Origin of the sequence: Marinicauda sp. Alg238-R41 (genome assembly GCF_947331485.1) — a bacterium.
Taxonomy (GTDB): domain Bacteria; phylum Pseudomonadota; class Alphaproteobacteria; order Caulobacterales; family Maricaulaceae; genus Marinicauda; species Marinicauda pacifica.
Genome location: NZ_CAMZOJ010000004.1, coordinates 19,292 through 44,529, shown reverse-complemented (window position 1 = coordinate 44,529; position 25,238 = coordinate 19,292). Strand labels below are relative to the sequence as shown.

General features: G+C 65.3%; 23 protein-coding genes. 9 read left to right on the top strand and 14 right to left on the bottom strand.

All coding sequences use genetic code 11. The annotated features are described in order from the left end of the window. Window positions 1-10 precede the first annotated feature (10 nt). Complete coding sequence (locus tag PGP17_RS14380) at window positions 11-1,375, top strand: formimidoylglutamate deiminase (protein WP_270376047.1); 1,365 nt, start codon at window positions 11-13, stop codon at window positions 1,373-1,375. Further along, the gene (locus tag PGP17_RS14375; RefSeq protein ID WP_270376045.1) at window positions 1,372-2,076 is read left to right on the top strand and encodes a GntR family transcriptional regulator; all 705 of its coding nucleotides are present in this window, start codon (window positions 1,372-1,374) and stop codon (window positions 2,074-2,076) included. Before PGP17_RS14380 ends, PGP17_RS14375 begins: the two co-directional genes overlap by 4 nt. 24 nt (window positions 2,077-2,100) lie before the next feature. Here the strand turns inward: PGP17_RS14375 and PGP17_RS14370 are convergent, their stop codons facing one another. Genes PGP17_RS14370 through PGP17_RS14360 form a run of 3 tightly spaced genes read right to left on the bottom strand, consistent with a single transcriptional unit; the run spans window position 2,101 to window position 5,617 of the window. Then, the gene (locus tag PGP17_RS14370; RefSeq protein ID WP_270376044.1) at window positions 2,101-2,457 is read right to left on the bottom strand and encodes a hypothetical protein; all 357 of its coding nucleotides are present in this window, start codon (window positions 2,455-2,457) and stop codon (window positions 2,101-2,103) included. Further along, window positions 2,454-4,976 (bottom strand): cytochrome c oxidase subunit I, encoded by a 2,523-nt coding sequence (gene ctaD, locus PGP17_RS14365; protein ID WP_270376042.1) that lies wholly within the window; start codon window positions 4,974-4,976, stop codon window positions 2,454-2,456. The genes PGP17_RS14370 and ctaD overlap by 4 nt, the downstream gene beginning before the upstream one ends. Then, complete coding sequence (locus PGP17_RS14360) at window positions 4,973-5,617, bottom strand: cytochrome c oxidase subunit II (RefSeq protein WP_270376036.1); 645 nt, start codon at window positions 5,615-5,617, stop codon at window positions 4,973-4,975. The genes ctaD and PGP17_RS14360 overlap by 4 nt, the downstream gene beginning before the upstream one ends. Before the next feature lie 36 nt (window positions 5,618-5,653). On the opposite strand from PGP17_RS14360, the gene PGP17_RS14355 reads away from it, so the two are divergent. Next, the gene (locus tag PGP17_RS14355) at window positions 5,654-6,217 is read left to right on the top strand and encodes a DUF2231 domain-containing protein (protein ID WP_270376034.1); all 564 of its coding nucleotides are present in this window, start codon (window positions 5,654-5,656) and stop codon (window positions 6,215-6,217) included. On the opposite strand, the gene PGP17_RS14350 is transcribed toward PGP17_RS14355, so the two are convergent. Both PGP17_RS14350 and PGP17_RS14345 read right to left on the bottom strand, forming a co-directional pair. Beyond that, window positions 6,127-6,672 carry a CopD family protein gene (locus PGP17_RS14350; RefSeq protein ID WP_270376033.1) on the bottom strand — a complete coding sequence of 182 codons (546 nt, stop codon included), beginning with the start codon at window positions 6,670-6,672 and terminating at the stop codon, window positions 6,127-6,129. The two genes, PGP17_RS14355 and PGP17_RS14350, sit on opposite strands and share 91 nt — an antisense overlap. After that, window positions 6,669-7,442: a cytochrome c oxidase assembly protein gene (locus tag PGP17_RS14345; RefSeq protein ID WP_270376031.1), complete on the bottom strand. Its 774-nt coding sequence runs from the start codon at window positions 7,440-7,442 to the stop codon at window positions 6,669-6,671. Before PGP17_RS14345 ends, PGP17_RS14350 begins: the two co-directional genes overlap by 4 nt. A 133-nt stretch (window positions 7,443-7,575) precedes the next feature. Between PGP17_RS14345 and PGP17_RS14340 the strand changes: the two genes are divergently transcribed. The 3 genes from PGP17_RS14340 to PGP17_RS14330 all read left to right on the top strand — a co-directional run bounded on the left by PGP17_RS14340 (window position 7,576) and on the right by PGP17_RS14330 (window position 13,510). Then, entirely contained in the window at window positions 7,576-10,062 is a 2,487-nt protein-coding gene (locus tag PGP17_RS14340) for an NAD-dependent epimerase/dehydratase family protein (RefSeq protein ID WP_270376030.1), read from the top strand. Window positions 10,063-10,184: 122 nt separating this feature from the next. Beyond that, window positions 10,185-11,489 (top strand): ATP-grasp domain-containing protein, encoded by a 1,305-nt coding sequence (locus tag PGP17_RS14335; RefSeq protein ID WP_270376028.1) that lies wholly within the window; start codon window positions 10,185-10,187, stop codon window positions 11,487-11,489. Next, window positions 11,486-13,510 carry a CocE/NonD family hydrolase gene (locus PGP17_RS14330; RefSeq protein ID WP_270376026.1) on the top strand — a complete coding sequence of 675 codons (2,025 nt, stop codon included), beginning with the start codon at window positions 11,486-11,488 and terminating at the stop codon, window positions 13,508-13,510. Before PGP17_RS14335 ends, PGP17_RS14330 begins: the two co-directional genes overlap by 4 nt. An 8-nt stretch (window positions 13,511-13,518) precedes the next feature. On the opposite strand, the gene PGP17_RS14325 is transcribed toward PGP17_RS14330, so the two are convergent. Together PGP17_RS14325 and guaA are read right to left on the bottom strand one after the other, a co-directional pair. Continuing rightward, the gene (locus PGP17_RS14325; protein WP_270376025.1) at window positions 13,519-13,719 is read right to left on the bottom strand and encodes a SlyX family protein; all 201 of its coding nucleotides are present in this window, start codon (window positions 13,717-13,719) and stop codon (window positions 13,519-13,521) included. A gap of 4 nt (window positions 13,720-13,723) precedes the next feature. Continuing rightward, window positions 13,724-15,292: a glutamine-hydrolyzing GMP synthase gene (guaA, locus tag PGP17_RS14320; RefSeq protein WP_270376023.1), complete on the bottom strand. Its 1,569-nt coding sequence runs from the start codon at window positions 15,290-15,292 to the stop codon at window positions 13,724-13,726. Window positions 15,293-15,564: 272 nt separating this feature from the next. On the opposite strand from guaA, the gene PGP17_RS14315 reads away from it, so the two are divergent. Then, window positions 15,565-16,362 (top strand): sulfotransferase family protein, encoded by a 798-nt coding sequence (locus PGP17_RS14315; protein ID WP_270376022.1) that lies wholly within the window; start codon window positions 15,565-15,567, stop codon window positions 16,360-16,362. Further along, window positions 16,355-17,164, top strand: coding sequence for a sulfotransferase family protein (locus PGP17_RS14310; RefSeq protein ID WP_270376021.1), 810 nt, complete (start codon window positions 16,355-16,357; stop codon window positions 17,162-17,164). Before PGP17_RS14315 ends, PGP17_RS14310 begins: the two co-directional genes overlap by 8 nt. Here PGP17_RS14310 and PGP17_RS14305 read toward each other — a convergent pair. The 5 genes from PGP17_RS14305 to PGP17_RS14285 form a co-directional block, all read right to left on the bottom strand. Continuing rightward, entirely contained in the window at window positions 17,128-18,447 is a 1,320-nt protein-coding gene (locus tag PGP17_RS14305; protein ID WP_270376020.1) for an RsmB/NOP family class I SAM-dependent RNA methyltransferase, read from the bottom strand. The genes PGP17_RS14310 and PGP17_RS14305 overlap by 37 nt on opposite strands. A 108-nt stretch (window positions 18,448-18,555) precedes the next feature. Beyond that, window positions 18,556-20,031 (bottom strand): IMP dehydrogenase, encoded by a 1,476-nt coding sequence (gene guaB, locus PGP17_RS14300; RefSeq protein WP_270376019.1) that lies wholly within the window; start codon window positions 20,029-20,031, stop codon window positions 18,556-18,558. 185 nt (window positions 20,032-20,216) lie between these two features. Then, window positions 20,217-21,005: a Coq4 family protein gene (locus PGP17_RS14295; RefSeq protein ID WP_270376018.1), complete on the bottom strand. Its 789-nt coding sequence runs from the start codon at window positions 21,003-21,005 to the stop codon at window positions 20,217-20,219. 30 nt (window positions 21,006-21,035) lie between these two features. Continuing rightward, window positions 21,036-21,752, bottom strand: a complete 717-nt coding sequence (locus tag PGP17_RS14290; protein WP_206751048.1) for an RlmE family RNA methyltransferase — start codon at window positions 21,750-21,752, stop codon at window positions 21,036-21,038. Window positions 21,753-21,754: 2 nt separating this feature from the next. Beyond that, a complete protein-coding gene (locus PGP17_RS14285) occupies window positions 21,755-22,861 on the bottom strand; it encodes a Ppx/GppA phosphatase family protein (protein ID WP_270376017.1) in 1,107 nt (368 codons plus the stop codon). 249 nt (window positions 22,862-23,110) lie between these two features. Here PGP17_RS14285 and hspQ point away from each other — a divergent pair, with 249 nt between their 5' ends. Continuing rightward, complete coding sequence (gene hspQ / locus PGP17_RS14280) at window positions 23,111-23,446, top strand: heat shock protein HspQ (RefSeq protein ID WP_270376016.1); 336 nt, start codon at window positions 23,111-23,113, stop codon at window positions 23,444-23,446. A 37-nt stretch (window positions 23,447-23,483) separates the two neighbouring features. On the opposite strand, the gene PGP17_RS14275 is transcribed toward hspQ, so the two are convergent. Then, window positions 23,484-24,497, bottom strand: a complete 1,014-nt coding sequence (locus tag PGP17_RS14275; RefSeq protein WP_135943948.1) for a fumarylacetoacetate hydrolase family protein — start codon at window positions 24,495-24,497, stop codon at window positions 23,484-23,486. Between the two features lie 75 nt (window positions 24,498-24,572). Next, on the bottom strand, window positions 24,573-25,202 hold the full coding sequence (locus PGP17_RS14270; RefSeq protein ID WP_135943949.1) for a carbonic anhydrase: 630 nt from the start codon (window positions 25,200-25,202) through the stop codon (window positions 24,573-24,575). Window positions 25,203-25,238 lie beyond the last annotated feature (36 nt).

The following is a 25,238-nucleotide window of genomic DNA, read 5'->3' as shown; positions in this document are numbered from 1 at the left end:
GGGGTCCGGCGTGCAGAAAATCTGGGCAGAACACGCACTGGCCAGCGGCGTCTGGCGCGCTGGCGTTCAGGTGACGATCGGGGATGACGGCCGGATCGAGGCGCTCGCCGACGGGCGCGATAGCGATGCGCTCCGCGTCGGCGTCCTGCTGCCCGCTCCGGCAAATCTTCACTCCCACGCGATCCAGCGCGCGATGGCCGGCCTCACCGAGGCGCGCGCCGCCGACACCGGAGACAGTTTCTGGACCTGGCGTGCACTGATGTATCGCTTTCTGGACGCGGTCGGCCCCGACGACCTGGAGGCCATCGCCGCGCTCGGCCAGATGGAGATGCTGGAAGCGGGCTATGCCTGCGTGGGTGAATTTCACTACATCCACCACGCGCCGGACGGGACGCCGTATGACGACCTGGCCGAGCTCGCCGGGCGCATCGCTGCCGCGGCGGACCAGAGCGGTATCGGTCTGACGCTGCTACCGGTCCTCTACCAGCAGGCCGGATGCGACGGGTCGCAGCTCGGACGCGGACAGGTGCGCTTCGGAAATTCCGGCGACCGGTTCGCCGCCCTGTTCGAGCGCAGCTCGCAGATCGTGGAGCGCCTCGGCCCGGATGCGGGCATCGGCGTGGCGCCCCACTCCTTGAGAGCGGTGAACCGGGAGGGTCTTGCAGACTGTCTCACCCTGGCGCCGGACCGGCCGGTGCACATCCATATCGCTGAACAGACCGGCGAGGTGGACGAGGTCATGGCCCATTATGGCCAGCGCCCGGTCGACTGGCTGATGAACGCGCACGAAGTCGATGAGCGCTGGTGTCTCGTTCATGCCACCCACATGACTGCCGCCGAAACGGCGCGGCTGGCGCGGTCGGGCGCAGTCGCCGGCCTCTGCCCGGTGACGGAAGCCAGTCTCGGCGATGGGATTTTCGACGGAGCCGACTATCTCGCACAGGGTGGACTGTTCGGAATCGGGACCGATTCCAATATCCGTATCTCGCTGAGTGAAGAGCTTCGCCTCCTGGAATATTCCCAACGCCTTCGTGACAAGGGCCGCGCCATCCTGGCGTCCCGGGAAAGCTCGACAGGACGGACGTTGTTCGAGGGCGCGGTGCGCGGCGGCGCGCAGGCAACCGGCCGCGAGAGCGGGAGCCTGGCGCAAGGCGAATGGGCCGATCTGTTGGCGCTCGATTCCGCGTCCCTCGATCTGGACGGGCGGGAGGGAGACACGCTTCTCGACAGCTTCGTGTTCGCGCACGGCGACGGCGCGGTGAGCGATGTCTGGTCGGCCGGGCGTCACATGGTGCGCGAGGGCCGCCACGTGCACCGCGACGCCATTGTCTCGCGCTATCGTGCGGCGCTGCGATCATTGAGGGAGCGCGCATGAGCGAAACGCTCGACACAAGGTCCTGGCGCGGTGTGCATGTCGAATTGCTGCGCCGGATCCAGACCAAGGAATGGCTGCCGGGCGCGCCAATCCCGAACGAGGCCGATCTCGCCATCGAGTTTGGATGCGCGCGAACGACGGTGAACCGGGCGATGCGCGAGCTGGCCGAGGCCGGGCTGATCGACCGCAAGCGCCGAGCGGGCACGCGCGTCGCCCTGAATCCGGTCAGCCGGGTCGTGCTCGACATTCCCATCATCCGGCTGGAGGTCGAACAGCGCAATGCAAGCTGGCGCTACACGCTGCTGGAGCGCGCGGTGTGCCCGGCTCCGGTCCCGATCAGCTCCCGGCTGGGAGTCGAACGCGAGACGCCCATGCTGCACCTCAGCGCCCTGCACTTTGCCGACAACAAGCCCTTCCTCCACGAGGATCGCTGGATCAACCTGTCTGCCGTACCCGGCGTGGAGCGCATCGATTTTTCAGCCATCAGCGCGAATGAATGGCTGCTCCAGAATGCGCGCTTCACCCATGGCGACATCACGTTTTCCGCCGAGGTCGCGGGAGAGTCGCGTGCCGGCTTGCTGAGCGCGGACCCGGCGGCGGCAATCTTCGTCGTCGATCGCATCACCTGGGACCAGGGTCAGGCCATCACCAGCGTGCGCCTCTCCTATGCGCCCGGCTACGATCTGCATTCGCAGATCTAAGTGCCTCCGACGCGACCGGCAGCGCTATCGGCAGGTTTCCAGGAACAGGACCGGCACCCCGATCCATAGGGTCGACACGAGTGCGGCGAGTGTCACCAGGGCCGATGCGCCCTTCAGGAAGTCTCCAGCCGGACCGGTCCAGCGCTTCGCGACCCCGCGCAGCGGCACGAAGAGCGCAAGGCCTGCCGCGAGATGGACGGCCCAGATCGCCAGCAGAACGGCACGCTGCACCGTCAGAGGTCCGAGCTCCATGCCCGGCCACCCGGCCCGGCATCCGATCGCATGCACGCCGTAGAGCAGCACGAAGCCGGAACTCCAGACCGTAAATCCAGCTACGAGCCAGAGCAGATTCAGCCCGGAAACCCGGCCAGCCGCGCTCATGCTCCACCCCCCATCGCGAGTGGCAGGCCATAGACGAAGACCAGGCCCGCGAGCGCGCAGACCGCCGTATAGGCGTGCCACAGCGCCGGAGCGCGGGCGTCCGTGGCCCGGACTTTCGAGACGAAGCCCGCCTGCCCGCGCGCCACGGCGTAGGCCGAGAACAGCGCGCCCAGTCCGGCGTGCAGGGCCCCGTAGCCCAGCAGCACGGCGGTCGCGGCACCGTAAGCGTGTCCGGCCGGCGGCGGCGCGGCCCCGAGCAGGATCGCCACCAGCCCGGCCCCGGCAAGGACCGAGAATGTCCCGGCCAGTGCCTGAAACAGATCGCGGCCCGCCTTCGCCGATGCATTCAACGCCCGGGCCCGCCCGGCGCTCAGAGCAGACAGGATGAAGCCCGATGCCGTCAGCACAGCCAGCCCCGTGCCGCCCTCGATCAGGCGCGGCGGGGGCCAGTTCGGAGCGATGGTCCACAAGAAGAGATAACCGAACAGCAGCGAGGCAAAGAAGGTCCCGTTCGCGACCAGGAAATAGATCAGGCCCAGCCAGACCGGCGGGCTGGCTGCGCTGTGACAGAGCGGCAGCTCCAGGCCGAGCCCCGCAGCTTCCGGCTCGCCATCGCTCTTCGCGCCCATGCTCCACAGCCAGCGCCAGACACACACCGCCGCCAGACCCAGCCCCACCGGCGAGACCGCGTAGAACCCGAAGAGGAAGCAGCCAAAGAAGATGGCCAGCGAGAGGGCGGTGAGGATGGGCAGATAGCCGTTCTGCGGCAGGACGATGATCTGATCGGGCTCGCCGGTCGCCATGTCCACGCCGAGCGTTTCCATCCGCCCGGCCCGGACGCGGCCGAGATACCCGTCGCCGCGTGCGAGCTGCGCGCCGAGGTCCGGATCGTCGGCCAGCGGATCGCGAGACGACACGCGCGGCAGGGCCGCGAAGTTATAGCTGGGCGCCGGTGTCGGCATCGCCCAGTCCAGCGTGGTGCCGTTCCACGGGTTGCGGCGAAAGCGGCGGCCGAAGCGGACCTGAAGCACGAGATCGAGCGCGAAGACCGCAAAGCCTGCGGCCATGACGAATCCGCCGACCGACGAGACCAGATTGGGCACATCCCAGCCCAGCCCGGCCTCATAGGTGAACACGCGCCGGGGCATGCCCAGAAGGCCGGTGAAATGCATGACCAGGAAGGTCGTGTTGAAGCCGATGAAGATCAGCCAGAAGGCGGTTCTGGACACCGAAAATACCGGAAGCCGCCCGGTCATGAGCGGCAGCCAGTAATAGACCGCGGCAAGCATCGGGAACACGAAGCCCCCGATCAGCACATAGTGGAGGTGGGCTACCACGAAATGAGTGTCGTGCACCTGCCAGTCGAAAGGCACGACCGCCAGCATCACCCCGGTCAGCCCGCCGAAGATGAAGACCGAGAAAAAGCCCAGAAGGTAGAGCATGGGCAGGCTGAGGCGGAGCCGGCCCTTCAGGAGCGTCGCGGTCCAGGCGAAAATCTGGACCGCCGTGGGGATGGCCACCAGCGTGCTGGCGGCGGAGAAAAACGCCAGAGCCAGATGAGGAATTCCTGTGGTGAACATGTGGTGGACCCACAGGCCGAAGCTGAGGAAGGCAAGCGCGATGATGGCGGCCACGATCCACGCATAGCCGACGATCCTCGTCCTCGCGAAAACCGGGATCAGGGTCGAGACCACCCCGGCCGCCGGCAGGAAGATGATGTAGACTTCCGGATGGCCGAACAGCCAGAACAGGTGTTGCCACAGGAGCGGCGCACCGCCGGCATCCGGCGCGAAGAACGGCCAGCCGAAGGCGCGTTCGATCTCCAGCAGCACGCTGCCGAGAATGAGGGGCGGGAAGCCGACCAGCATCATCGCGGCGGTGATCAGCAGATACCACGCCATCAGCGGCATGCGATGCAGGGCCATGCCGCCGGTGCGCACCTTCAGTACGGTGACGACGAACTCGACCGCGGCGCAGATCGCGCTAACCTCGACGAAGGTGACGCCCAGCAGCCAGACATCGGCATTGATCCCGGGGGAATAGGCCTTCGAGGCCAGCGGGACATACATGAACCAGCCGCCGTCCGGCGCCACGCCGAAAACGAAGGAGGCCAGGATCGCCACGCCGCCGAACAGGTAGCACCAGTAGCCGAACGCGCTCAGGCGCGGATAGGCGAGATCGCGAGCGCCCAGGAGCTTAGGCAAAAGGTAGAGCGCGACACCCTCTATGAGCGGGATGGCGAAGAGGAACATCATCACCGTGCCGTGCAGGGTGAAGAGCTGGTTGTAGACCTCCGGCCCGAGGAAGGGGTTCTGCGGGCGGGCAAGCTGCGCACGCATCAGCATCGCCATCAGGCCGCCAATGGCGAAGAACACGAATGCCGTCACAATGAAGCGGCGGCCCACGACGCTGTGATTGACGGTCGAAAATGCGGCCAAGCCCTTCGGCGCGCGCCAGATCGCGTCGAGCGCGCGGTGCAGCCCGATGGGCGTCATGCGGCCTGTGCCCTGTTCGCTCATCGCTCGTCCCCCTCACCTGCCGCGCCGGTGTCACCCGGCGCGTAGGCAACAACCATGAAATTCATGCCTGCATGGCCCAGGCCGCAAAACTCCGCGCACCGGCCGCGATACTCGCCCGGCTCGTCGGCCTGGATACGCAGGTGGGTCGTCTGTCCGGGGATGGCATCGACCTTCCCGGCGAGCCGGGGAATCCAGAAGGCGTGGATGACGTCGATAGCCGTGACGGCGACATCGACCGGCTCGCCGGCCGGAATGTACAGAACGCCTGCCTCGCTGCCGGTTTCGCCGGGCGCGCCGTCCGGATAGGAAAAGCGCCAGCCCCACTGGAAGGCTTCGGCCTCCACCTCGTATACCTCGCCGCGCGCGCCGGTCATGGACTCGCCCGCCGGTAGCGCCCAGGCCAGCAGCGCGGTGAGAACCACCATCGGAAAGCCGACACCTCCGCCAATCAGCCAGACGCGGTCTGGAACGTCTCGCAACCCGTCGCGGTTGAGAAAGGCATAGCCGATGAGGCCAAGCACGCCGCTCAGGATGACCGCCGACCCGGCAATCATCACCCACCACACTGCCGCAAGATCACGCGCGGCTGGACCGGCGGGATCGAGTGCAGAGAAGGGCCCGGAACAGGCCGACACCGCCATGGCCGCACCCAAGGCCGCGAGGGGAGACCAAAACCGATGCCGAGTTCGAAAGACCCTGCTCACAATCCTTCCGCCGCAGACCCGGCCTGGCACGATCTCGACTCGCGCATCGCGGTCGCCGGCCACCCGGTGCACGCGATGCTGGTCGCCTTTCCCATTGCCGGGGTTTTCGCGACCGCCTTTGCCGATGTCGCCTACTGGTGGACGAGCGATCCGTTCTGGGTCCGCGCGGCATTGTGGGCCAGCGGCGGAGCTTTCGCGATGGGGTGCGTCGCGGCGCTGTCGGGTCTGGGCGAGATGGTCTTCGTGCCCGGCGTACGGCGCCGGGCCGCTGCCTGGAGCCATGCCGTCGCGGCGATGGTTCTGATCGCGATCGTGGGGGCCAGCTGGGCGTGGCGTCTCCAGGAAGGCCAGGCAGCGGTCCTGCCCTGGGGGCTGGTGCTGTCCTGGATCGGCCTTGCGGTCGTGGGCATCGCCGGATGGCATGGGGGCAAACTCGTGTTCGAACATCAGGTCGGGACCGCCATGGCGCCGGAGGACGGGGCAGCTGCGGAGCCGGAGCCGCCGGCCTCATCGATGAACGGCAAGTCCTTGTCCTGACCTTCCAGCATCCATTGAGGAAACAGGTCGCGATCGACCACCGGCCGGTCGAGGACGAGCCAGAGTGTCGCGGTGACGAAGACAATTGCCGCAAGGAGCAATGCCATCCGGCGGAACTCAGTCGGTTTGGCTTCGGGCGCTTCGAGCTGATCGAGCACCCGGCCTATCAGCATGTGCGTGCCGCCCATCCCGGCCACCGCAACAAGTTTCAAGAACAGCCAGTCGCCAAGCATCACACCGGAAAAGATCAACGCGGTTCCGGTCCCGATGGCGACCAGGGCAGCCGGCGACACGATCGCATCGTAGGCGAAGCGCGTGAAATGGTGCAGGCGCACTTCCACGGCCCGATTGGCCAGCTCCTGCTTGCGGCGCAGGAGTGGTGGCAGGGCGATCAATCCGCCGGCCCAGACCGTCAGCGCGAAAATATGCGCCGCTTTCAAAGCGATGACGATCACGCGGGGCTCTCCGCATTGAGGCGGACGAACCAGCGGCGCACCACCACCACCAGGACTGCGAGATATGGGACCATTCCCGGCACCCACATCAGGAGGCCGGCGAGCTGCTGGTCGGCCAGCGGGCTGAGCTCCCAGGGCGCTGTCGTGGCGAAATGCGGGATGTAGAGCGGTTCGGGCGCAAAGGCGATGAGCGCTCCCAGAAAACCCATCTGCGCGACGAAACCGGTCAGGATGGAGGCCAGCGCGACCGGCCGGTCGCAGCGCGCACCGACGCAGCGCCAGAATCCGATGGCCGTGACCAGGAGGGAAAGCTGCATCAGCCAGTAGCCAGCATCGTAACTCAGCGCGAAGGCGTAGGGCGCGGGCCCGTGCCAGAGCCAGAAGACCGCCACGTGGGCGCCGATCGCAATCGTCGCGAATCCGGCTCCGCGCTCGATCGCCCGCACCTGTCCCATTGCAGCGGCCAGCAGTGGAGCGGCGGCCGCGACCAGAGCGATGTGGTTTGCAACGCGGACCGAAAACAGTGCTGCACTCATCGCGCACAGGGGGGTCACGAAGAGCGCGAACAGTACAAGCCACGCGCCTGCAGCCGCTCCTCCGTGGCGCGTTCGCACGAGTTTCATGCCGATCCAGACCGCCGCGGCGGCCAGAGCGAGCAGAAGGGGCGGATCCAGATTCCAGTCGGTGAGAAGCGACGCGGGGTCTGCGCCGGGGCCGCAATACGGCACCCAGGCGCGCGTGTTAGAGATCGAAGCCGCCACCATGCTCATATCTGCCTAACGAGCAGAGGTCCCCAGCGTTCCCTGCGCCGAAGAACCGGGGAGCGCTGACGCAAGTTCCCAGCACGCCGGTCCGATCCGGAGGGCGCTTGGAACAATCGTTAAAAGGACTGGTTAGGGGGCTATGACTGACGATACATCCGGCACCCCCGACACCGAGCGTCCGCTTGTACTGGTCACCGGCGCGGCCGGCTCGATCGGCAGCGATGTCACGACTGCCCTGAAAGACGACTACCGGGTCGTTGGGCTCGACCTGAAATGTGGCGGCGCAAACGTGCCCTGCTACGAAGTGGACCTGTCGAACGAAGACGCCGTCGACCAGGCGTTGAACGACTTTTGCGCCGAGTACGGCCGGGATGTTGCCGCCGTCGTGCATCTGGCAGCCTATTTCGACTTCAGTGGCGAAGAGAGCCCGCTCTACGAGAAAGTCAACGAAACCGGCACGCGCAACCTGATGCGGGCGCTAGGCAAGCTGAACGTGGAGCGCTTCATCTATTCGGGCACCATGCTCGTCCATGAGCCGTCCGAACCGGGCGCACGGATCGACGAGGACGCGCCGGTCAAACCGAAATGGGCCTATCCGCAATCGAAGGCGAAAACCGAAGAAATCATCCGCGCCGAGCGCGACAGCATCCCGGTCACGCTTCTGCACCTGGCGGGTCTGTACGACGATGAAAGTGCCGTGCCCACGCTCGCCCATCAGATCGCCCGGATCTACGAACGCGATCTGAAAAGCCGGCTCTACCCGGGCGAAGGCGAGGCCGGGCAGTCGATGATCCACCGCGAGGACATGATCGAGGTCTTCCGGCGCGCAATCGAGAAGCGCAGCGACCTGCCGGAGGAATGCGTAATCCTGGCCGGAGAACCGGAGGCGGTCGCCTACCAGGAACTTCAGGACGAAATCGGACAACTCATCCACGGCGCCGAGGAATGGGAGACGCTGTCGGTTCCCGGGCCTGTGGCCAAGGTCGGCGCCTGGGTGCAGGAAAAGGCCGAACCTCTGGTCCCCGACGCGATCGACCAGGGCGAGAAGCCGTTCATCCGCCCCTTCATGGTGGAAATGGCCCAGGACCATTACGCGCTCGACATCTCCCGCGCCAAACGCCTGCTGGGATGGCATCCCAGACACAGCATACGCCGGACCTTGCCAAAGATCGTCGATGCGCTGAAACGCGATCCGATGGGCTGGTACGAGGCGCATGGCATGACCGCGCCGGACTGGCTGGATACCGCGGCAGAGAAAAGCGATGCACCCGAGTGGGTGCGTGAACGCCGCGAAACGCAGCGGGTCACCGAACACTCCCGCAATCGCTGGGCACACCTGCTCAACGCCGCGCTGGGCCTGTGGCTCGTCACATCTCCGATGTCGATGGATTACGGGTCGGCGGCGCTGGCGTGGAGCGACGTCCTCTCAGGGGCCGTGATCACTATCTTCGCGTTTCTCTCGACGTCGTTGCGGTTCGAGCGGGCGAGATGGGTCGTGGCCGCAGCCGGGTTCTGGCTGCTCTGGGCGCCGCTGATCTTCTGGGCGCCGACCGCACACGCCTATCTCAACGAAACCCTGGTCGGGGCTCTGGTGATCGGCTTTTCACTCTGCGTTCGCCCCTCTCCCGGGGTCTCGCCGGCGGCCGCCCAGACAGGGCCCGATATTCCGCCAGGCTGGGAATTCTCCCCCTCGTCCTGGATGCAGCGCCTGCCCATTATCGCGCTGGCGTTGGTCGGCCTCCTGATCTCGCGCCATCTCACGGCGTTCCAGCTCGGCCATATCGATGGAGTCTGGGACCCGTTCTTCAGCGGCACGCGCGGAGAAGGGCTGAACGGATCGGAAGACATCACGACCTCCAGCGTATCCAAGGCGTGGCCGATCCCTGACGCAGGCGTCGGAGCCGTCGTCTACATGCTGGAAATTCTGGCTGGTCTCATGGGGACGAACCGGCGGTGGCGAACCATGCCGTGGCTTGTTACCGCATTCGGCGTCATGATCGTGCCGCTCGGCGCGGTCTCGATCTTCTTCATCATCATCCAGCCGATCGTGATCGGTACGTGGTGCACGCTGTGCCTGATCCAGGCTGCGGCGATGCTGCTCCAGGTGCCCTTCTCTCTCGACGAGCTGGTGGCGGGCGGTCAATTCCTCGTCCGCCGCAAGAAGAAGGGCCGTCCGCTGCTGCGCATCTTCTTCGTCGGCGATACCGACGAAGGCGAGACGCGCGAACGCGACGATTTCCATCGCCCCTTCCCGGCTCTGCTCAAAGAGATGTTGCTCGGCGGGGTGAATTATCCTCTGCCACTGCTGGGCTGCATCGCGATCGGGGTCTGGCTGATGTTCACGCGCCTCACGCTGGGAGCCGAAGGCTGGATGGCCAATATGGATCACCTGATCGGCGCGCTGGCCATCACAGTCTCGGTTACCGCCTTCGCAGAATCGGCGCGTGCAGTGCGCTACTTGAACCTGCCGCTCGGCGCTGCGCTGATCGTCGCGCCCTTCGTCCTGTCTGCCGATCTGGTCCAGATCCTGGCCGGTGTGATCGCCGGTCTCGCCCTGATTGCGCTGAGCCTGCCCAAGGGGCGGGTCGAAAAGACCTACGGCTCCTGGGATCGCTTCATCGTCTAGCGTCAGCGCCCCTTGGACGCGAACGACCTTCAGCGAGGCAGGAACAATCCGGCAATGCTGCCGTTGCCTTAGCATACTTCGAAGGCCGGCTTTGCGGCTCCAGAAGCAGACGTGAGGTCACCATGACCGCCACCATCATTGTGATTGGTTCCGACGAGTACAATCTCGCGCTCATCCGGGAATTGCCCGGAATGAAAAGCGCCAAAATCCAGCCTGTCCTGCACCACGACGACGTCCAGCCCGCCCATGGCCGGATCGATTTTGACGATCTCTATCAAAGGGCCAAAGCTGGCATCGAGGACGCAGGCGGCAAGCCGGATGCAATCATCGGGGACCTGGATTTTCCGGTCTCGTCACTGGTGTCACTTCTGTGCCGCGATTTCGATATTCCATACGCGAAGCCGGAAGCGGTCGCGCTGTGCGAACACAAATGGTGGATGCGCCGCGAGCAGCGGGCCGCCATGCCCGCACAGACCCCGGAGGTTCGCGCCCTTAATCCGTTCGAGCCGGAGCAGGCCCGCAAGGACGCGCCGGACTTCCCGTTCTGGCTCAAGCCGGTGAAAGGACATTCCTCCGTGCTGGGCTTCATGATCCGGGACGCCTCGGACCTGGACAAGGCGCTTCACGCCTGCCGTCAGAAAATCCACCTCATGGGCGAGCCGTTCAACCAGTTCCTCGCTCGTCTGGAGTCAGACTTCGCACCTGACAGTGTGGACGGTAACTACGTCGTGGCCGAGGAGATCATCTCTGCGCCGCGCCAGTTCACTCTGGAAGGCTACGTCTTCAACGGCGAGACGACGATCTATGGCGGCGTGGATTCGGTGCGCGGCGGCGCGCTCAATTCCAGCTTCTCGCGCTTCCAGTATCCGGCGGAGTTGCCCGAGACTGTTGTGAAGAAGGCAACCGAGCAGGCATCGACATTCCTGCGCCGGATCGGCTTTGATTCAGCGCCGTTCAACGTGGAGTTCTTTTGGGACCCCGAAACCGATGCGCTCAACCTGCTGGAGATCAATCCCCGGATATCCAAATCGCACGCCCCGCAATTTCGCATGGTCGACGGACACTCCCACCACAAGGTGCCCATCGACCTGTGCCGCGGACGCGAGCCGGACATGCCTCAAGGCAAGGGCAAGGACGCCATCGCTGCGAAATTCATCGTCCGATCGTTCGAAGCCGATGGCATCGTCGAGCGTGTCCCGTCGAAGGACGAGATTGCCGCGCTCGATCGCATTCTGCCCGATATCGATACGAAGATTCACGTCGAGAAAGGGCTTCAACTCTCCAGCCTCTTCTATCAGGAGAGCTATAGTTACGAGCTCGCCGACCTTTTTCTCGGCGGTGAGTCCGAGCAGATGATCGAGGACGCCTTCGCGCGCTGCGTCGATTCCCTGCACTTTCACATCAAGCCGCTACCGCTGGCCTCATGACCATCATCAAAGATTTCCCTCACGAGATCATCGAAGAGGAAAACGTCTGGATTCCCGTCACAGACGGGCTGAACCTGGCCGCGCGCATCTGGCGGCCCAAGGGATCGGACGCCTCGCCCGTTCCTGCAGTGCTGGAATACATCCCCTACCGCAAACGTTTCGGCACGACCGAACGCGACGAGATCACGCATAAATATCTGGCAGGCCATGGCTATGCCTGTATCCGGCTCGATATCCGCGGCAGCGGTGAATCCGAGGGCGTGCTGACCGACGAATACCTGCAATCGGAGTTCGACGACGGGATTGCAGCGCTTGAATGGATCGCCGGACAGGACTGGTGCGACGGTAATATCGGGATGATGGGCATCTCCTGGGGCGGCTTCAACGCCCTCCAGATCGCCGCGATGCGCCCGCCCGAGCTCAAGGCCGTGGTCACCGTCTCCTCCAGCGACGACCGCTATGCGGACGATATTCACCACATGGGCGGGACGCTGCTTGGCGACAATCTGTCCTGGTCGTCAGTCATGTTCTCCTTCAACACGATGCCGCCTGATCCGGCCCTGGTCGGGGATCGCTGGCGCGATATGTGGAAGGAGCGGCTGGAAGGCAGCGGGTTGTGGCTGACAACCTGGTTGCAGCATCAGCGCCGCGACGCCTATTGGCGCCACGGGTCGATCTGCGAGAATTACGAAGCCGTAGACATCCCGGTCTTCGCTGTCAGCGGCTGGGCTGACGGCTATACCAACACGGTCTTTCGGTTGATGGAAAACCTGTCGGGACCCCGCAAAGGCTTGCTGGGGCCGTGGGGGCATACCTATCCGCATATCGGGCGCCCCGGGCCGGCCATCGACTTCCTCCACGAACTGCGCCGCTGGTGGGACCGCTGGCTGAAGGGCGAAGAGAACGGAGTGGAGTCCGAACCGATGATCCGCGCCTGGATGCAGGACAGCGCCCCGCCCTATCCAGAATACGACCACAGGCCGGGACGGTGGGTGGCCGAGGATTCCTGGCCGTCCCCGCGCATCGAGACGCAGACCTACTGGCTGGGCCGGGGCATGAATCTGGATGACACCGAAACCGGTCAGGAAGAGGAAGCGCTCAACGTGCAGTCGCCGGTCACGCTGGGCCTTTATGCGGGCAAGTGGTGTTCCTATGCCAACGGGCCGGACCTTGCGGGCGATCAACGCCTGGAGGATGGCGGCTCCCTGATCTTCCAGACCGAGCGCTTGGAAGAACCGATCGAAATCATGGGCAGCCCCGAGGTGGAGCTCGACATAGCCTCCGACAAGCCGGTGGCCCTCGTCGCGGTGCGCCTGTCCGATATCAGGCCCGACCAGCAGGCGACCCGGATCAGCTATGGCCTTCTGAACCTCACCCATCGCGACAGCCGCGCGCATCCCGAGACCCTGGAGCCGGGGCGCCGCTACAAGGTGCGCGTACCGATGAACCATATCGCGCAGACGATCCCGGCAGGGCACCGGATCCGGCTGTCGATCTCCAGCGTCTACTGGCCTTTGGCCTGGACCCCGCCCGAAGATGCGCGATTGACCCTGTGGACTCGCGCCAGCCGGCTGAACCTGCCGGTGCGGCCACCGCGCGCAAGCGACGAGGACCTGCCCGATTTCGGCGATCCCGTCAGCGCCCCCCCGCCCGAGACGACCACACTCGCCGCGCCCGAGCACACCTGGCGCGTCTCCCACGACCTGGCCAGCCAGGTCTCGAGCCTTGAAGTGACCGACGACCGGGGCCGGATGCGGTTCGACGATATCGACCTGACGGTCGCCGCGCGGGCGCGCGAGGTCTATTCGGCCAGGGGTGATGACTTCGCCTCGGCCCGGGGCGAGACCGAATGGTGGCGCTCCCTGTCGCGTGGCTCATGGTCGGTCAGCAGCCGCACGCGAACCGTGCTGCGCGCCGACCGGGACAATTTCCATATCGACGCAGAGCTCGACGCCTATGAAGGCGATGTGCGCCAGTTCAGCCGCAGCTGGAGCCGGACCATTCCGCGCGATCTGGTCTAGGCGAAGGGCTAGTAATGAGGCGGTTTTTCACCGGGAGCGGTGGCAAGGCCTGCCTCTAGCTCGGCAATGCGGTCATCGGACCGCAGGAGGCGCGCCTTCAGCCGTTCGATGTCCTTCTGCTGAAGCGCGAGCGCTTCGGACAGATCCTCGATCACCTGCTCCTGCTGGGCGATGTGGGTTTCCAGATTGTTGAGACGGTCTTCGCTCACGCCCCTACTCCCACTCGATGGTACCGGGCGGTTTGCTGGTCACGTCGTAGACGACCCGGTTCACGCCGCGTACCTCGTTGATGATGCGCGTGGCGACGCGGCCGAGGAAATCGTGATCGAAGGGGAAATAGTCGGCCGTCATGCCGTCGACGCTGGTCACCGCGCGCAGGGCCAGGACGTGATCGTAGGTGCGTTGGTCGCCCATCACACCAACACTCTGGACGGGCAGCAGGACGGCGAAGGCCTGCCAGATCACGTCATAGAGGCCGGCATTCTTGATTTCCTCGATATAGATCCGGTCGGCATGGCGAAGCACGTCGGCCTTGTCCTTGCTGACCGCACCCGGAATCCGGATCGCCAGGCCCGGCCCCGGGAAGGGGTGACGCCCGACGAAGCTCTCCGGCAATCCCAGCTCGCGGCCGAGCTCGCGCACCTCGTCCTTGAACAGTTCGCGCAAGGGTTCCACGAGCTGCATGTTCATGCGCTCGGGAAGTCCGCCCACATTGTGGTGCGACTTGATTGTCACTGACGGGCCACCGGCAAAGGAAACGCTTTCGATGACGTCGGGATAGAGCGTGCCCTGGGCCAGGAAGTCCGCGCCGCCGGCCAGCTTCGCATTCTCCTCGAACACGTCGATGAAGAGCTTGCCCATGGTCTTGCGCTTGGTCTCGGGGTCGCTGACGCCGTCGAGCGCGGAGAGGAAGCGCTCTTCCTCGAACGCGGCGACGAGCGGAATATTGTAGTGCTCACGGAAGAGGTCGACGACCTGGTCGGCCTCGCCATCGCGCATCAGGCCGGTGTCCACGAACACACAGGTCAGCTGGTCGCCGATGGCCTCGTGCAGCAGGACGGCGGCCACCGAGCTGTCGACCCCGCCGGACAGGCCGCAGATGACCTTGCCGTCGCCGACCTGCTCGCGAATCTTGACGATGGCCTCATCCTTGAAGGCCGACATCGTCCAGTCGCCCTTCATGGTGGCGATCTCGTGCGTGAAATTGCGCAGGATCAGCGCGCCTCGGGGCGTGTTGACCACTTCGGGGTGAAACTGGACACCGTAGAAGCGGCGGGATTCGTCGGCAATGGCCGCAAACGGCGCATGACGCGTCACCGCGATCGGCTGGAAGCCTGGGGGGATCGCATTGACCCGGTCCCCGTGGCTCATCCAGACGCGTTCGGAGTGGCCGACCCCGCCAAGGCCTTCAAGCAGCGGGCTGTCGGCGACGATATCGATATCCGCGCGGCCGAACTCGCGCTCTTCCGCCGCTTCGACGCTGCCGCCGAGCTGGGCGCACATGGTCTGCTCGCCGTAACAGATCCCCAGCACCGGAATTCCGCGCTCGAAAAGCGATTGCGGGGCACGCGGCGTGCCTTCCCCGTGCACGCTGGCCGGTCCGCCGGACAGGATCACGGCCTTGGGCTGGAACCTGTCCAGAAAGGCGTCATCGACCGTGTTGAACGGATGAATCTCGCAATAAATGCCGCTCTCGCGGAGCCGGCGGGCGATGAGCTGCGTGACCTGACTGCCGAAGTCGATCACGAGCAATTTCTCGTGGTGTTCCTGAATCGAGCTCATGCGAGGCGCAATTAACGCGGATCGCCCCGCGTGACCAGAGGGATTGTGCGTCAGGTCCGCTACCGGCCGTTTCGCGCTCCTGTCCGAAACCCTACTCATGTTTAATCCGCCGTCCACGCGTGCCGAAAACCGCTGGAACCACCGGCCTCCGAGCGATACCTCCCGGGCAGCTCTGGCCCAAACAGGCCCGTCATGACGGAAGTTTAATTTGCCGATCGCGGCGTGACTCCGACACCTAGCGAAAAAAAGAAAAGACAGGTCAGGAGTTTAGGATGACGGCCGCCCTCCCCGGCAGCCCGATCTTCGTGGGCGGCGCGCCCCGATCGGGCACCACATTATTGCGCGCCCTGCTCAACGCCACGGGCAGCATCTATTGCGGGCCGGAGCTGCGGGTCATCCCGTCCTTGTGCTCGCTCTCCGAACAGATCAAGCAAACCAGTCTGACCACGCTGAGCCGCCAGGCCGGGATTGACGAAGCGCATCTCAACGGCGTGTTCGCCCGCGCGATCTCCGGCTTTCTGTCCGGCCTGAGCGAGACCCATGCCGGCCAGCGGATTGCCGAGAAAACCCCGGCCAATGCCCTGCATTTCAAAGAGCTGCGTCAGCTCTTTCCGTCGAGCCCGCTGATCACGGTGATCCGCGACGGGCGCGACGTGGTCGCGTCTCTGCTGAAGCTTGACTGGACCGACGCCCGCACGGGCCAGCCGATGGATATCGTCACCGACCCGGCCGCGGCAGCGCGTCTGTGGCAGGCTTCGGTTCACGCGGCCGAAGACATGGCCGATGATGGACAGTTTCACCAGCTGCGCTACGAAGACCTCGCCCGGTCTCCCGATGCGACGCTGAGCGCGCTGTTCGCGTTTCTCGGCGAAGAGGTCGACCCGGCGACGCTCGATCACACGAGGATCTTCCGGCCGAACGCCGGTGAGAACGAGACCAGTGCCGAGCGCGTGGCGCAGCCGATCGACAAGCGTGCCATCGGCCGCTGGCGCGAGGATCTGACCGCGGGCCAGCTTCAGACCGTCGAGGCGATTATCGGTCCGGATCTGCGCCGGCTCGGCTATGAGTGAGGCGCCCGCCCCCGTCTTTCTCGGCGGCTGCCCGCGCTCGGGCCTCACCTTGCTGCGCGCCCTGCTCTCCACCCATCCTGGAATATACTGCGGTTCGGATACCGTGCTGGCGCCCCCCATCGTCATGCAGTGGAAGAGCTTTTCAACGTCGCTGGGCCAATTGCACTCGACCGATTTCGCGCTCGATTCCGAGGCGGTGCGGCAAAACATGGCGCAATTGCTGATCGGCGTGCTCGGCCCGGTCGACTCTGTGCAGATCGTCGACAAGAGCCCGCTGAACGTGGTCGTCTTCGCAGATCTGGCGCGATTGCTGCCGGAAGCGAAATTTGTCCATGTCGTCAGGGACGGGCGCGACGTCGCAGCCTCGTTGCTGGAGCGTGACTGGCGCCACCCGCAGACGGGCCAGGCCTTCGACCATGTCCGCGATCCGCTCGCAGCCCTGACCTACTGGGCCCGGCTGGCCGGCGCCGGTGTGCGCGCTGAAGCCGAAATCGGCCCGCAACGGTGTCTGCGCGTCCGCTATGAAGACCTCGTTCAAAGGCCCAAGCGGACGCTGAAAGCGCTGTTCGCCTTCATGGAGCTGGAGATGCCACGGGACGTGTTCGAGTTTCATCGTCGAAGTCTCGACCTGGTCGGCACCGAGCGCGACAGCGAGGCCCTGCTGAGCAAGCCCCTCACCCGAAACCGTGTCGGCCGGGCGCCTGCCCCGCTCAAGGCGCGGGCGCACTCGATCTCGCAGATCAGCTCGCTCCTGGCGCAGCTGGGCTACCCGCCCTCGCCGCGCCGCATCACGCAGATGTAGAAGCCGTCAGTCCCGGTTCGCGCCGGGGTAAGCTGGAGTGCATCGAAGCGGCCCGCGCAGGCGCCGACCTGAACCTCGCCCTCGCCGGTGAGCAGACCCGTCTCCATCATCGCGCCCAGAGCGGGCTCGGCCCGGAAGTCCGGCGCGGACTCGAGAAACGCCGCCACACGATCCTCGTTCTCCTCGGGCAGGATCGAGCAGGTCACGTAGACCAGCCGGCCACCGGGGCGCACATAGCGGCTCGCCCGCTCCAGCACTTCGGTCTGCTCGGCGATGCGGCGCTCCAGCGCCTCCGGCTTGAGCCGCCACTTGGAGTCGGGGCGCCGGCGCCAGGTGCCCGAGCCGGTACATGGCGCGTCGATGAAGACCACGTCCATCTTGTCCGCCAGCGCTGTCAGCGCCTCGTCTTCCTTGCCGTCATGGACCTGCACATTGCGGACGCCCGCCCTTTGCAGCCGCGGCCAGATGGCGCGCAGGCGCCGCCAGTCATAGTCCCAGGCATGGACCTGTCCCGAGTTGGCGGACAGGGCGGCGAGCGCCAGCGTCTTGCCGCCCGCGCCGGCGCAGTAATCGAGGATCTGCCCACCCTCGATCATGCCGGCCGCCAGGGCCGCAATCTGAGAGCCGATATCCTGGACCTCGACCCAGCCTTTTCCATAGGCGGGAATCGCATCGGCCGGAGGGGCCTTCGCGCGCGGATCGGTGCCGGGAATACGGATGGCGTTCGCGACCAGCTCGCTCAGCGCCGCGTCCTTTAGCTTGGCGACCACGGCTGCCTGGGCTTTCTCCGGATCGGTCTTCAGCGTGTTCACGCGCAGGTCGACGGGCGCGCGCGTGGCCATGGCGAGCCCCTCGGCCGCCGCATCGCCACCGAAGGCGCGCACGAAGCTGGGTTCGAGCCAATCGGGGATCTCAGCCTGCGCAGCGAGCGGGAGATCTGCGGATGGCGCGTCGAGGGCCGCAAGCTCGGCCTCGCTCAAAGCAGAGGGTGCGTGAGGATCGTCGGCGAGGCGCTCGGCAATCGCCTCGGCGCTCAATCCCCAGCCGCGATGGAGCGCCCCGAGAACCAGGGCCCGGGGCGTGTCCTGTCCCATCTGGACCCGCGACGAGGCGCGGTGGCGCAGCGCGTCCATCACCAGACCGGACATCCAGGCCCGGTCGCCGGATCCGGCGAAGCGATGGGCCTTGCCCCAGTCGCGCAGCGCGTCCTTGACCGGCTGGTGCCGGTTCAGAACCGCATCGACGATTTCGATGGCACCTGCAATGCGTCCGCCGTCGCGCATGGGCCGCTCCTCAACTTCAAAAGAATGGGCAGATCATAGCCGCCCGACATGGAAAGAGCGCATAGCGGTCAGCCATGCGCTCTCTTCAGGATACTGCGCCGCCAGCGGTCAGGTCGGCGACGGATAGTTCGGGGCTTCCCGCGTGATCGCCACATCATGGACATGGCTTTCGCGGAGACCCGCATTAGTGATCTTCACGAACACCGCCTTCTCCTGGAAGTCGGCGACATTCAGCGCGCCGGTATAGCCCATCGCCGCGCGCAGGCCGCCCACCATCTGGTGCAGGATCGGGCCGACGGGACCCTTGTAGGCCACCTGACCTTCAATGCCCTCGGGGACCAGCTTCATCTTGTCCGACACTTCCTTCTGGAAATACCGGTCAGCCGATCCTCGCGCCATCGCGCCGACGCTGCCCATACCGCGATAGGCCTTGTAGGACCGGCCCTGGTAAAGGAAGACCTCACCGGGAGCTTCTTCGGTCCCGGCCAGCATCGAGCCCATCATCACGCAATGCGCGCCCGCCGCGATGGCCTTGGCCATGTCGCCGGAATACTTGATGCCGCCATCGGCGATGATCGTGCCGCCGAACTTGTCCGCCGCCTTGCGCGATTCGATGATGGCCGTCAGCTGGGGCACGCCCACACCGGCCACCACGCGCGTGGTGCAGATGGAACCGGGTCCGATCCCGACCTTCACGCAATCGGCACCGGCATCAAACAGGGCCGCAGCGCCGTCATACGTGGCCACGTTGCCGGCGATGACCTGGGTGCGGTTGGACGCGGCCTTGATCCGCCGGACCTGGTCGAGCACGGACCGCGACATGCCATGGGCGGTATCGATGACCACGACGTCGACGCCGGCGTCGACCAAGGCTTCGGCGCGCTCGAACCCGGCATCGCCAACGGTGGTCGCCGCGGCGCAGCGCAGACGGCCATGCTCGTCCTTGGCGGCCATCGGGTAGGCCTGCGCCTTCTCCATGTCCTTGACGGTCATCAGGCCGACACAGCGGTTGTCGTCGTCGACGACAAGAAGACGCTCGATCCGGTGCTTGTGAAGAAGCCGCCTTGCCTCGGCCTGGTCGACACCCGGCTTGACCGTGACCAGATTGGAGGAGGTCATAAGGTCGGCGACAGGCTCGTTCATGTCCTCGGCAAAGCGCACATCCCGGTTCGTGATGATGCCGACCAGCCGGCCGGGCACACCGTTTTCGCTGCCTTCGACAACCGGGATGCCGGAGATCTTGTGCCGGTCCATCAGGGCCTGAAGTTCGGCCAGGCGCGCATCGGGGCTGATCGTGATCGGATTGACCACCATCCCGCTCTCATACCGCTTGACCCGGCGGACCTCCTCGGCCTGCTCCTCATTGGTCATGTTGCGGTGGATCACACCCAGACCGCCGGCCTGGGCCATCGCGATCGCCAGCGGCGCCTCGGTGACGGTGTCCATGGCGGCCGACAGGATCGGAATGTTGAGCGGAATGTCACGGGTGACGCGCGTGCGGATATCCGCATCGGCGGGTAGAACTTCAGATGCGCCGGGCTGCAAGAGCACATCGTCGAAGGTGAGACCTTCGCGAATCTCCATGGGGAGACCTCCTTCTCTCTTGCGGGGCCGCTTTAACAGATTTTTAGGGCGAGGCAAGAGCCGGGTCTGCCACCCGCCCGTCCCTGCGCACACCCGACCGGCCCGGCCAGGGAGATGCGGGTCCGGGAAAGCGACGAGATCGAAAGGAAATGAAGGTCCGCCGGGGCGGCCCGCGCGGGTCGAAGCTAGGATGCGCCGGACACAGGTTCGGGTCCGGTGTAGGTGTCCCGCAAATGCCGGTAGACCGGATCCGGCTTGAGGTTGAACCGGGCGCGGGCTTCGTCCAGTGGCAGATGGAGATAGCTTGCCGGATCGGTCAGCCCGAGATCGTCGGCCTCCCTGGCCATCCGCGTGGTGTTGCGCATCATCTTGCCGACCGGCCAGGACCTCATTTCCGAGCGGATGCGCAATCCGGCGAGATGTCCGAGCCAGGTCGCGCCGCGATTGCCGCTCTGGACCCCGGAGAAGACCAGCAGGACCGCCTCGCCCAGCGGGTCGCGGCCATAGCCGGTCAGCACGTGATACAGATCGTGCAGGATCGAGGTGGTCCGCCGCATGACCGAATATTCCGGGTAATCGCGATCCATCCGGGCATAGAGTTCAGGCGCAGAGGCAACGGCCGCATCGTGCACGCCAAGCGGATGGAGCCCCTCGCTGTCGAGATAATGAAGGTAGGCCGCGGCGACACTGTCGGGCCCGGCCGCCTCAAGACGGCGCCGGTCGAGCAGCAGCGTGTCGATGTATTCGGGGTCAGCGAGCGTCTTCTGACCGAACTCGCTTGCCAGATAGCGGCGGAAATACGGGCCGGCTGTCTTGCCGTTCACAGCCTGGAAGAAATCGAACACGAAGCGGGTGTCGTCCCGGTCTCCAACCAGACCCCAGAAGGCTTTCCACGCGCGGAACGGGCGCACGGGTCCATGGGGGAAATCAGGCGTGTAGACCGAATGGGAATCGAAACGAGCCGGAGCGTTCATGCTTACCTCGAACATTGTTCGAAAAACACTTTACACTCTAAAACCCGTCGCGACTAGGTAGGTTTCCGCACTTTCAGCCCGGCTCGCGTCCGGCTTGGCGTGGCGGACCTTCTCGAAGCGCGCCTTGAGCATGTCGAGCACGTCGCCCTCGGCGCCGCCCTGAAAGACCTTGGCGATAAACACGCCGCCCGGCTTCAGGGTATCGATGGCGAAATACGCCGCCGCCTCGACCAGCGACATGATCCGCAAATGGTCGGTCTGCTTGTGCCCGGTAGTCCACGGCGCCAGATCGGAGAGCACCACATCGGCCGGTCCGCCCAGCGCCTCGCGGACGCGGTCCGGCGCATCCGGCTCGGTGAAATCCAGCACCATCAGGGTCGCGTTGCCGATCGGCTCGATCTCGATCAGGTCGACACCGACCACCGTCGACGCCCCCCGCTCCAGCGCGATCTGGACCCAGCCGCCCGGCGCAGCGCCGAGATCGGCCACGCGCATACCCGGCTTGAGAAAATGGAAGCGGTCATCAAGTTCGGACAGCTTGAACGCCGCGCGCGAGCGATACCCTTCCTGCTTGGCACGCAAGACGTAGGGGTCGTTGAGCTGCCGCTCCAGCCATAGCTTGGAGGAGTATTTGCGGCCGCGTGCGGTCTTGACCTTGGTATGAAACTGCTTGGCCGCGCGGGCATCCCCGCCCTTTTTCATGGGGCCGGACCGGCGCCGGCGGCGTTCTTCGCCATCGTCGCTCATCGCTAGCTATCCTTTCCCGAGGACCGTCCGCGGCCACGTCGCCCGCGCCGGCGCTTCTTCCGCATGAGGTTTAACAGAAGACCTTCGCGAAGTCCGCGGTCGCCTACACGCATGCGCTCGGTCGGCCAGGAATCCATCACGGTCTCGAGAATCGCACAGCCGGCGAGCACGAGATCGGCCCGCTCGGTTCCTATACATCCTTCCTTCGACCGGCCGTCCGCATCTTTCGACGCCAGACGCGCGCACACCTCGCGCGCGTCCGCACTGTCCAGCCACAAGCCGTCGACCCGCGAGCGGTCATAGCGATCCAGATTGAGATAAACCCCCGCCACCGAGGTGACTGTCCCGGACGTCCCCACCATGTGGGCCCGGCCGGTCTCGAAGAGCGGACGCAGTCGGCGCGCGCCCTTGGGCGGTTTCATGTACTGACGGACCTGAGCCTTCATCGCCTCATACCATTCGGCGCGTTCGGACTCGCCTTCCGGCTCCGGAAACTGCTCGGACAGGGTGACGACGCCCATCGGCATGGTCGACCAGCCCCGCAAGGGCGGGCGACCGCCCTCGGCCAGTCCGCCGCGGGCCCGCCACTCGGCCAGGTCGACCCAGCACAATTCGGTCGACCCGCCGCCAATGTCGACGACCACGGCCGCATCCAGAGTTTCGTCCAGCAGATCCAGGCTGCCCTGGACGGCCAGGCGCGCCTCTTCCTCGGCAGTCACGATTTCCAGATCGAGGCCCGTCTCGGCCTTCACGCGCTCGATAAAATGGACGCCATTGGCTGCCCGGCGGCACGCCTCGGTCGCGATCGCGCGCAGTTTCTGGACATTCTTGCGTTCAATGCGCTGCGCACAGACGCTCAGCGCCTCGATTGCCCTCTCCATCGCCTCATCGGACAGGCGGCCGCTGGCACCCAGCCCCTCGCCCAGCCGTACGATTCGAGAATAGGCATCGACGACGCGAAACCCCTCGCGCGTCTTGCGCGCCAAAAGCATCCGGCAATTATTCGTACCCAGATCGATCGCTCCGAAGAGCGGTTCGCCCCGGCCTGCCTTCCGGGATCGATTTGGGCCCTGGCGCGCCGGCTCCTCGCCGGCAGCGTCCTTGGCCATGATGTTTTCCTTTACATGACGGGCCCGGATGCCATTTCGCGCGGCTGCCTGATGTGCAACACAATCGACCGCGCGGTCAGACGAATCCCGATGCCGTCAACCTGTCGTTTGAACGCGATGATAACACGCCTGTGTCATATCGAAAGCTGCCGTCCGGGTCCGGCCAGGAGCAGAGACAGTTCCACCCCCTCGAAGCGGGCCAGGCGCACCCTAAATAGATTTGTTCGCAAACAGGACGGAGACCCGGTCATGCAGGCAAGAGACGCGAAATTCTCCATTGGCGACGTGGTGCGCCACCGGATGTTTCCGTTTCGCGGCGTCATATTCGACGTCGATCCTGAATTCGCCAACTCGGAGGACTGGTACCAGGCCATCCCCGACGCGATCCGTCCGCGTCGCGACCAGCCCTTCTATCATCTGCTGGCCGAGAATGAGGAAAGCCACTACGTGGCGTACGTGTCCGAACAGAACCTTCTGCCGGACGCGCATAACGGCGCGGTGGGTCATCCGCGAACGATCGAGCTGTTCGAAGGCTTTGACGGCTCGCGCTACGTGCTCAAGGCCGGCTCCGCCCCCCTCAACTGAAAACCCCGGGCCGTCAGGCCCGGGGTTGAGGTGGTCGCTAGCGGCTGTAGCGAACGACTTCCTGTTCGATGGCTCCAAAGATGGACTTGCCATCCTTGTCGGCCATCTCGATCCGGATCGTGTCGCCCGGCGTCATGAATGGCGTCTTCGGAGAGCCGTCCTTGATCGTCTCGATCATCCGGATCTCCGCGATGCAGGAATAGCCCTTGCCACCTTCATCGACCGGTTTGCCGGGACCGTCATCCAGCTTGTTCGAGATCGTGCCCGATCCGACGATCGTGCCGGCGGTCAGCGGACGCGTCTTGGCGGCATGGGCCACGAGCTGGGGAAAATCGAATGTCATGTCGACATGGCACTCGGGCTCGCCGAACAGCCGGGTATTCAAGGTGGAGCGCAGGGGAAGATGCACCTTGTGGCCATCCCAGGCCTCGCCCAGCTCGTCCGGCGTTACGGCAACCGGGCTGAACGCACTCGGCGGCTTCGACTGGAAGAAGCCGAACCCCTTGGCCAGCTCGCCCGGGATGAGACCGCGCAGGGAGACGTCGTTGACCAGCATGATGAGCCGGATCCTGGATTTCGCCTCGTCGGCAGAAAGCCCCTGGGGACCGTCCCCGGTCACCACGGCCACTTCGGCCTCGAAATCACAGCCCCAGCTATCATCGCCAAGCGGAATGGGGGCGCGCGGCGCGAGGAAGGCATCAGAGCCGCCCTGGTACATGAGCGGATCAGTCCAGAAGCTCTCCGGGATCTCGGCGCCCCGCGCCTTGCGCACGAGCTCCACGTGATTGACGTAGGCCGATCCGTCCGCCCACTGGAAGGATCGCGGCAAGGGCGAGAGGGCGTCGTGCTCATGGAAGCGCTCGCGCGGGATCGCCTCCCGCATCAATTCATCGGCCAGCGAGCGCAGCGCCGGCTCGGCGCGATCCCAGTCGTCCAGCGCAGCCTGCAGCGTCGGAGCAATATGGGTCGCGTCCGCGCACCAGGTCAGATCCTTGCTGACCACGACCAGGCGGCCATCGCGCGTATCGTTCTTGAGAGAAGCGAGTTTCATTATGCAGGTCTCCGTCTAGCAGGAAAAGTCGGGTCCACCTTCAAGGCCCGTGCGTGGGACAAACGCGCGGGAACGTCAAATGCTCACGGGCTGAAAGCCTTCATTGCGCTCAAGCCACTCCAGCTGGCCGTCAGCGATGCCGAACCGCGCACCGTGAAGAGCGAGCGTCCCAGCCTCGACTGCCTTGGCAACGAACGGAAATTTCAGCAGACGGTCCAGGGAATGCTGAACCGACCGCAATTCAAGATCGTTGCAGAGCGTCTCGGTCGGCGCGTCATATCCGCAGTGATGGCGGCTTTCGCTGAGGGCTGACTGAAGCGGGCTGATCCATCGATGAACAAACTCCGTGCCTTCCGCAGCCCCGGTCACGGCCGCATGGACGCCGCCGCAATCCTTGTGACCGAGCACGACGACATGTTCGATGCCCAAGGTCTTGACCGCAAACTCCAGCGCCGCGGAGACCCCGTGATGGCCTGAATCCGGCTCATAAGGGGGCACGAGGTTGGCCACATTGCGCACGATGAACAGCTCGCCCGGCCCGGCATCGAAGATGGCGGCCGGGTCAACTCGGCTATCGGCGCAGCCGATCACCAGCGCGTGCGGTTTCTGGCCCTTGGCCAGCTCGCGCCACACGCGGCGCTGGGACTCAAACTGACTGACTCGAAACCGTTCAAAGCCCGCGCGAAGCGGATCGGGGATTGTCATTGCTTTCTTCTCCTGCTGCCCGGGTCTGTTCGCCTG

Excerpts from the sequence above, each read along its gene's own strand:
- PGP17_RS14375 (WP_270376045.1), top strand. The coding sequence starts at position 1,372 with ATGAGCGAAACGCTCGACACAAGGTCCTGGCGCGGTGTGCATGTCGAA.
- PGP17_RS14370 (WP_270376044.1), bottom strand. The coding sequence starts at position 2,457 with ATGAGCGCGGCTGGCCGGGTTTCCGGGCTGAATCTGCTCTGGCTCGTA.
- ctaD (WP_270376042.1), bottom strand. The coding sequence starts at position 4,976 with ATGAGCGAACAGGGCACAGGCCGCATGACGCCCATCGGGCTGCACCGC.
- PGP17_RS14360 (WP_270376036.1), bottom strand. The coding sequence starts at position 5,617 with ATGGCGGTGTCGGCCTGTTCCGGGCCCTTCTCTGCACTCGATCCCGCC.
- PGP17_RS14355 (WP_270376034.1), top strand. The coding sequence starts at position 5,654 with ATGCCGAGTTCGAAAGACCCTGCTCACAATCCTTCCGCCGCAGACCCG.
- PGP17_RS14345 (WP_270376031.1), bottom strand. The coding sequence starts at position 7,442 with ATGAGCATGGTGGCGGCTTCGATCTCTAACACGCGCGCCTGGGTGCCG.
- PGP17_RS14340 (WP_270376030.1), top strand. The coding sequence starts at position 7,576 with ATGACTGACGATACATCCGGCACCCCCGACACCGAGCGTCCGCTTGTA.
- PGP17_RS14335 (WP_270376028.1), top strand. The coding sequence starts at position 10,185 with ATGACCGCCACCATCATTGTGATTGGTTCCGACGAGTACAATCTCGCG.
- PGP17_RS14330 (WP_270376026.1), top strand. The coding sequence starts at position 11,486 with ATGACCATCATCAAAGATTTCCCTCACGAGATCATCGAAGAGGAAAAC.
- guaA (WP_270376023.1), bottom strand. The coding sequence starts at position 15,292 with ATGAGCTCGATTCAGGAACACCACGAGAAATTGCTCGTGATCGACTTC.
- PGP17_RS14315 (WP_270376022.1), top strand. The coding sequence starts at position 15,565 with ATGACGGCCGCCCTCCCCGGCAGCCCGATCTTCGTGGGCGGCGCGCCC.
- PGP17_RS14310 (WP_270376021.1), top strand. The coding sequence starts at position 16,355 with ATGAGTGAGGCGCCCGCCCCCGTCTTTCTCGGCGGCTGCCCGCGCTCG.
- PGP17_RS14305 (WP_270376020.1), bottom strand. The coding sequence starts at position 18,447 with ATGCGCGACGGCGGACGCATTGCAGGTGCCATCGAAATCGTCGATGCG.
- guaB (WP_270376019.1), bottom strand. The coding sequence starts at position 20,031 with ATGGAGATTCGCGAAGGTCTCACCTTCGACGATGTGCTCTTGCAGCCC.
- PGP17_RS14295 (WP_270376018.1), bottom strand. The coding sequence starts at position 21,005 with ATGAACGCTCCGGCTCGTTTCGATTCCCATTCGGTCTACACGCCTGAT.
- PGP17_RS14290 (WP_206751048.1), bottom strand. The coding sequence starts at position 21,752 with ATGAGCGACGATGGCGAAGAACGCCGCCGGCGCCGGTCCGGCCCCATG.
- PGP17_RS14285 (WP_270376017.1), bottom strand. The coding sequence starts at position 22,861 with ATGGCCAAGGACGCTGCCGGCGAGGAGCCGGCGCGCCAGGGCCCAAAT.
- hspQ (WP_270376016.1), top strand. The coding sequence starts at position 23,111 with ATGCAGGCAAGAGACGCGAAATTCTCCATTGGCGACGTGGTGCGCCAC.
- PGP17_RS14275 (WP_135943948.1), bottom strand. The coding sequence starts at position 24,497 with ATGAAACTCGCTTCTCTCAAGAACGATACGCGCGATGGCCGCCTGGTC.
- PGP17_RS14270 (WP_135943949.1), bottom strand. The coding sequence starts at position 25,202 with ATGACAATCCCCGATCCGCTTCGCGCGGGCTTTGAACGGTTTCGAGTC.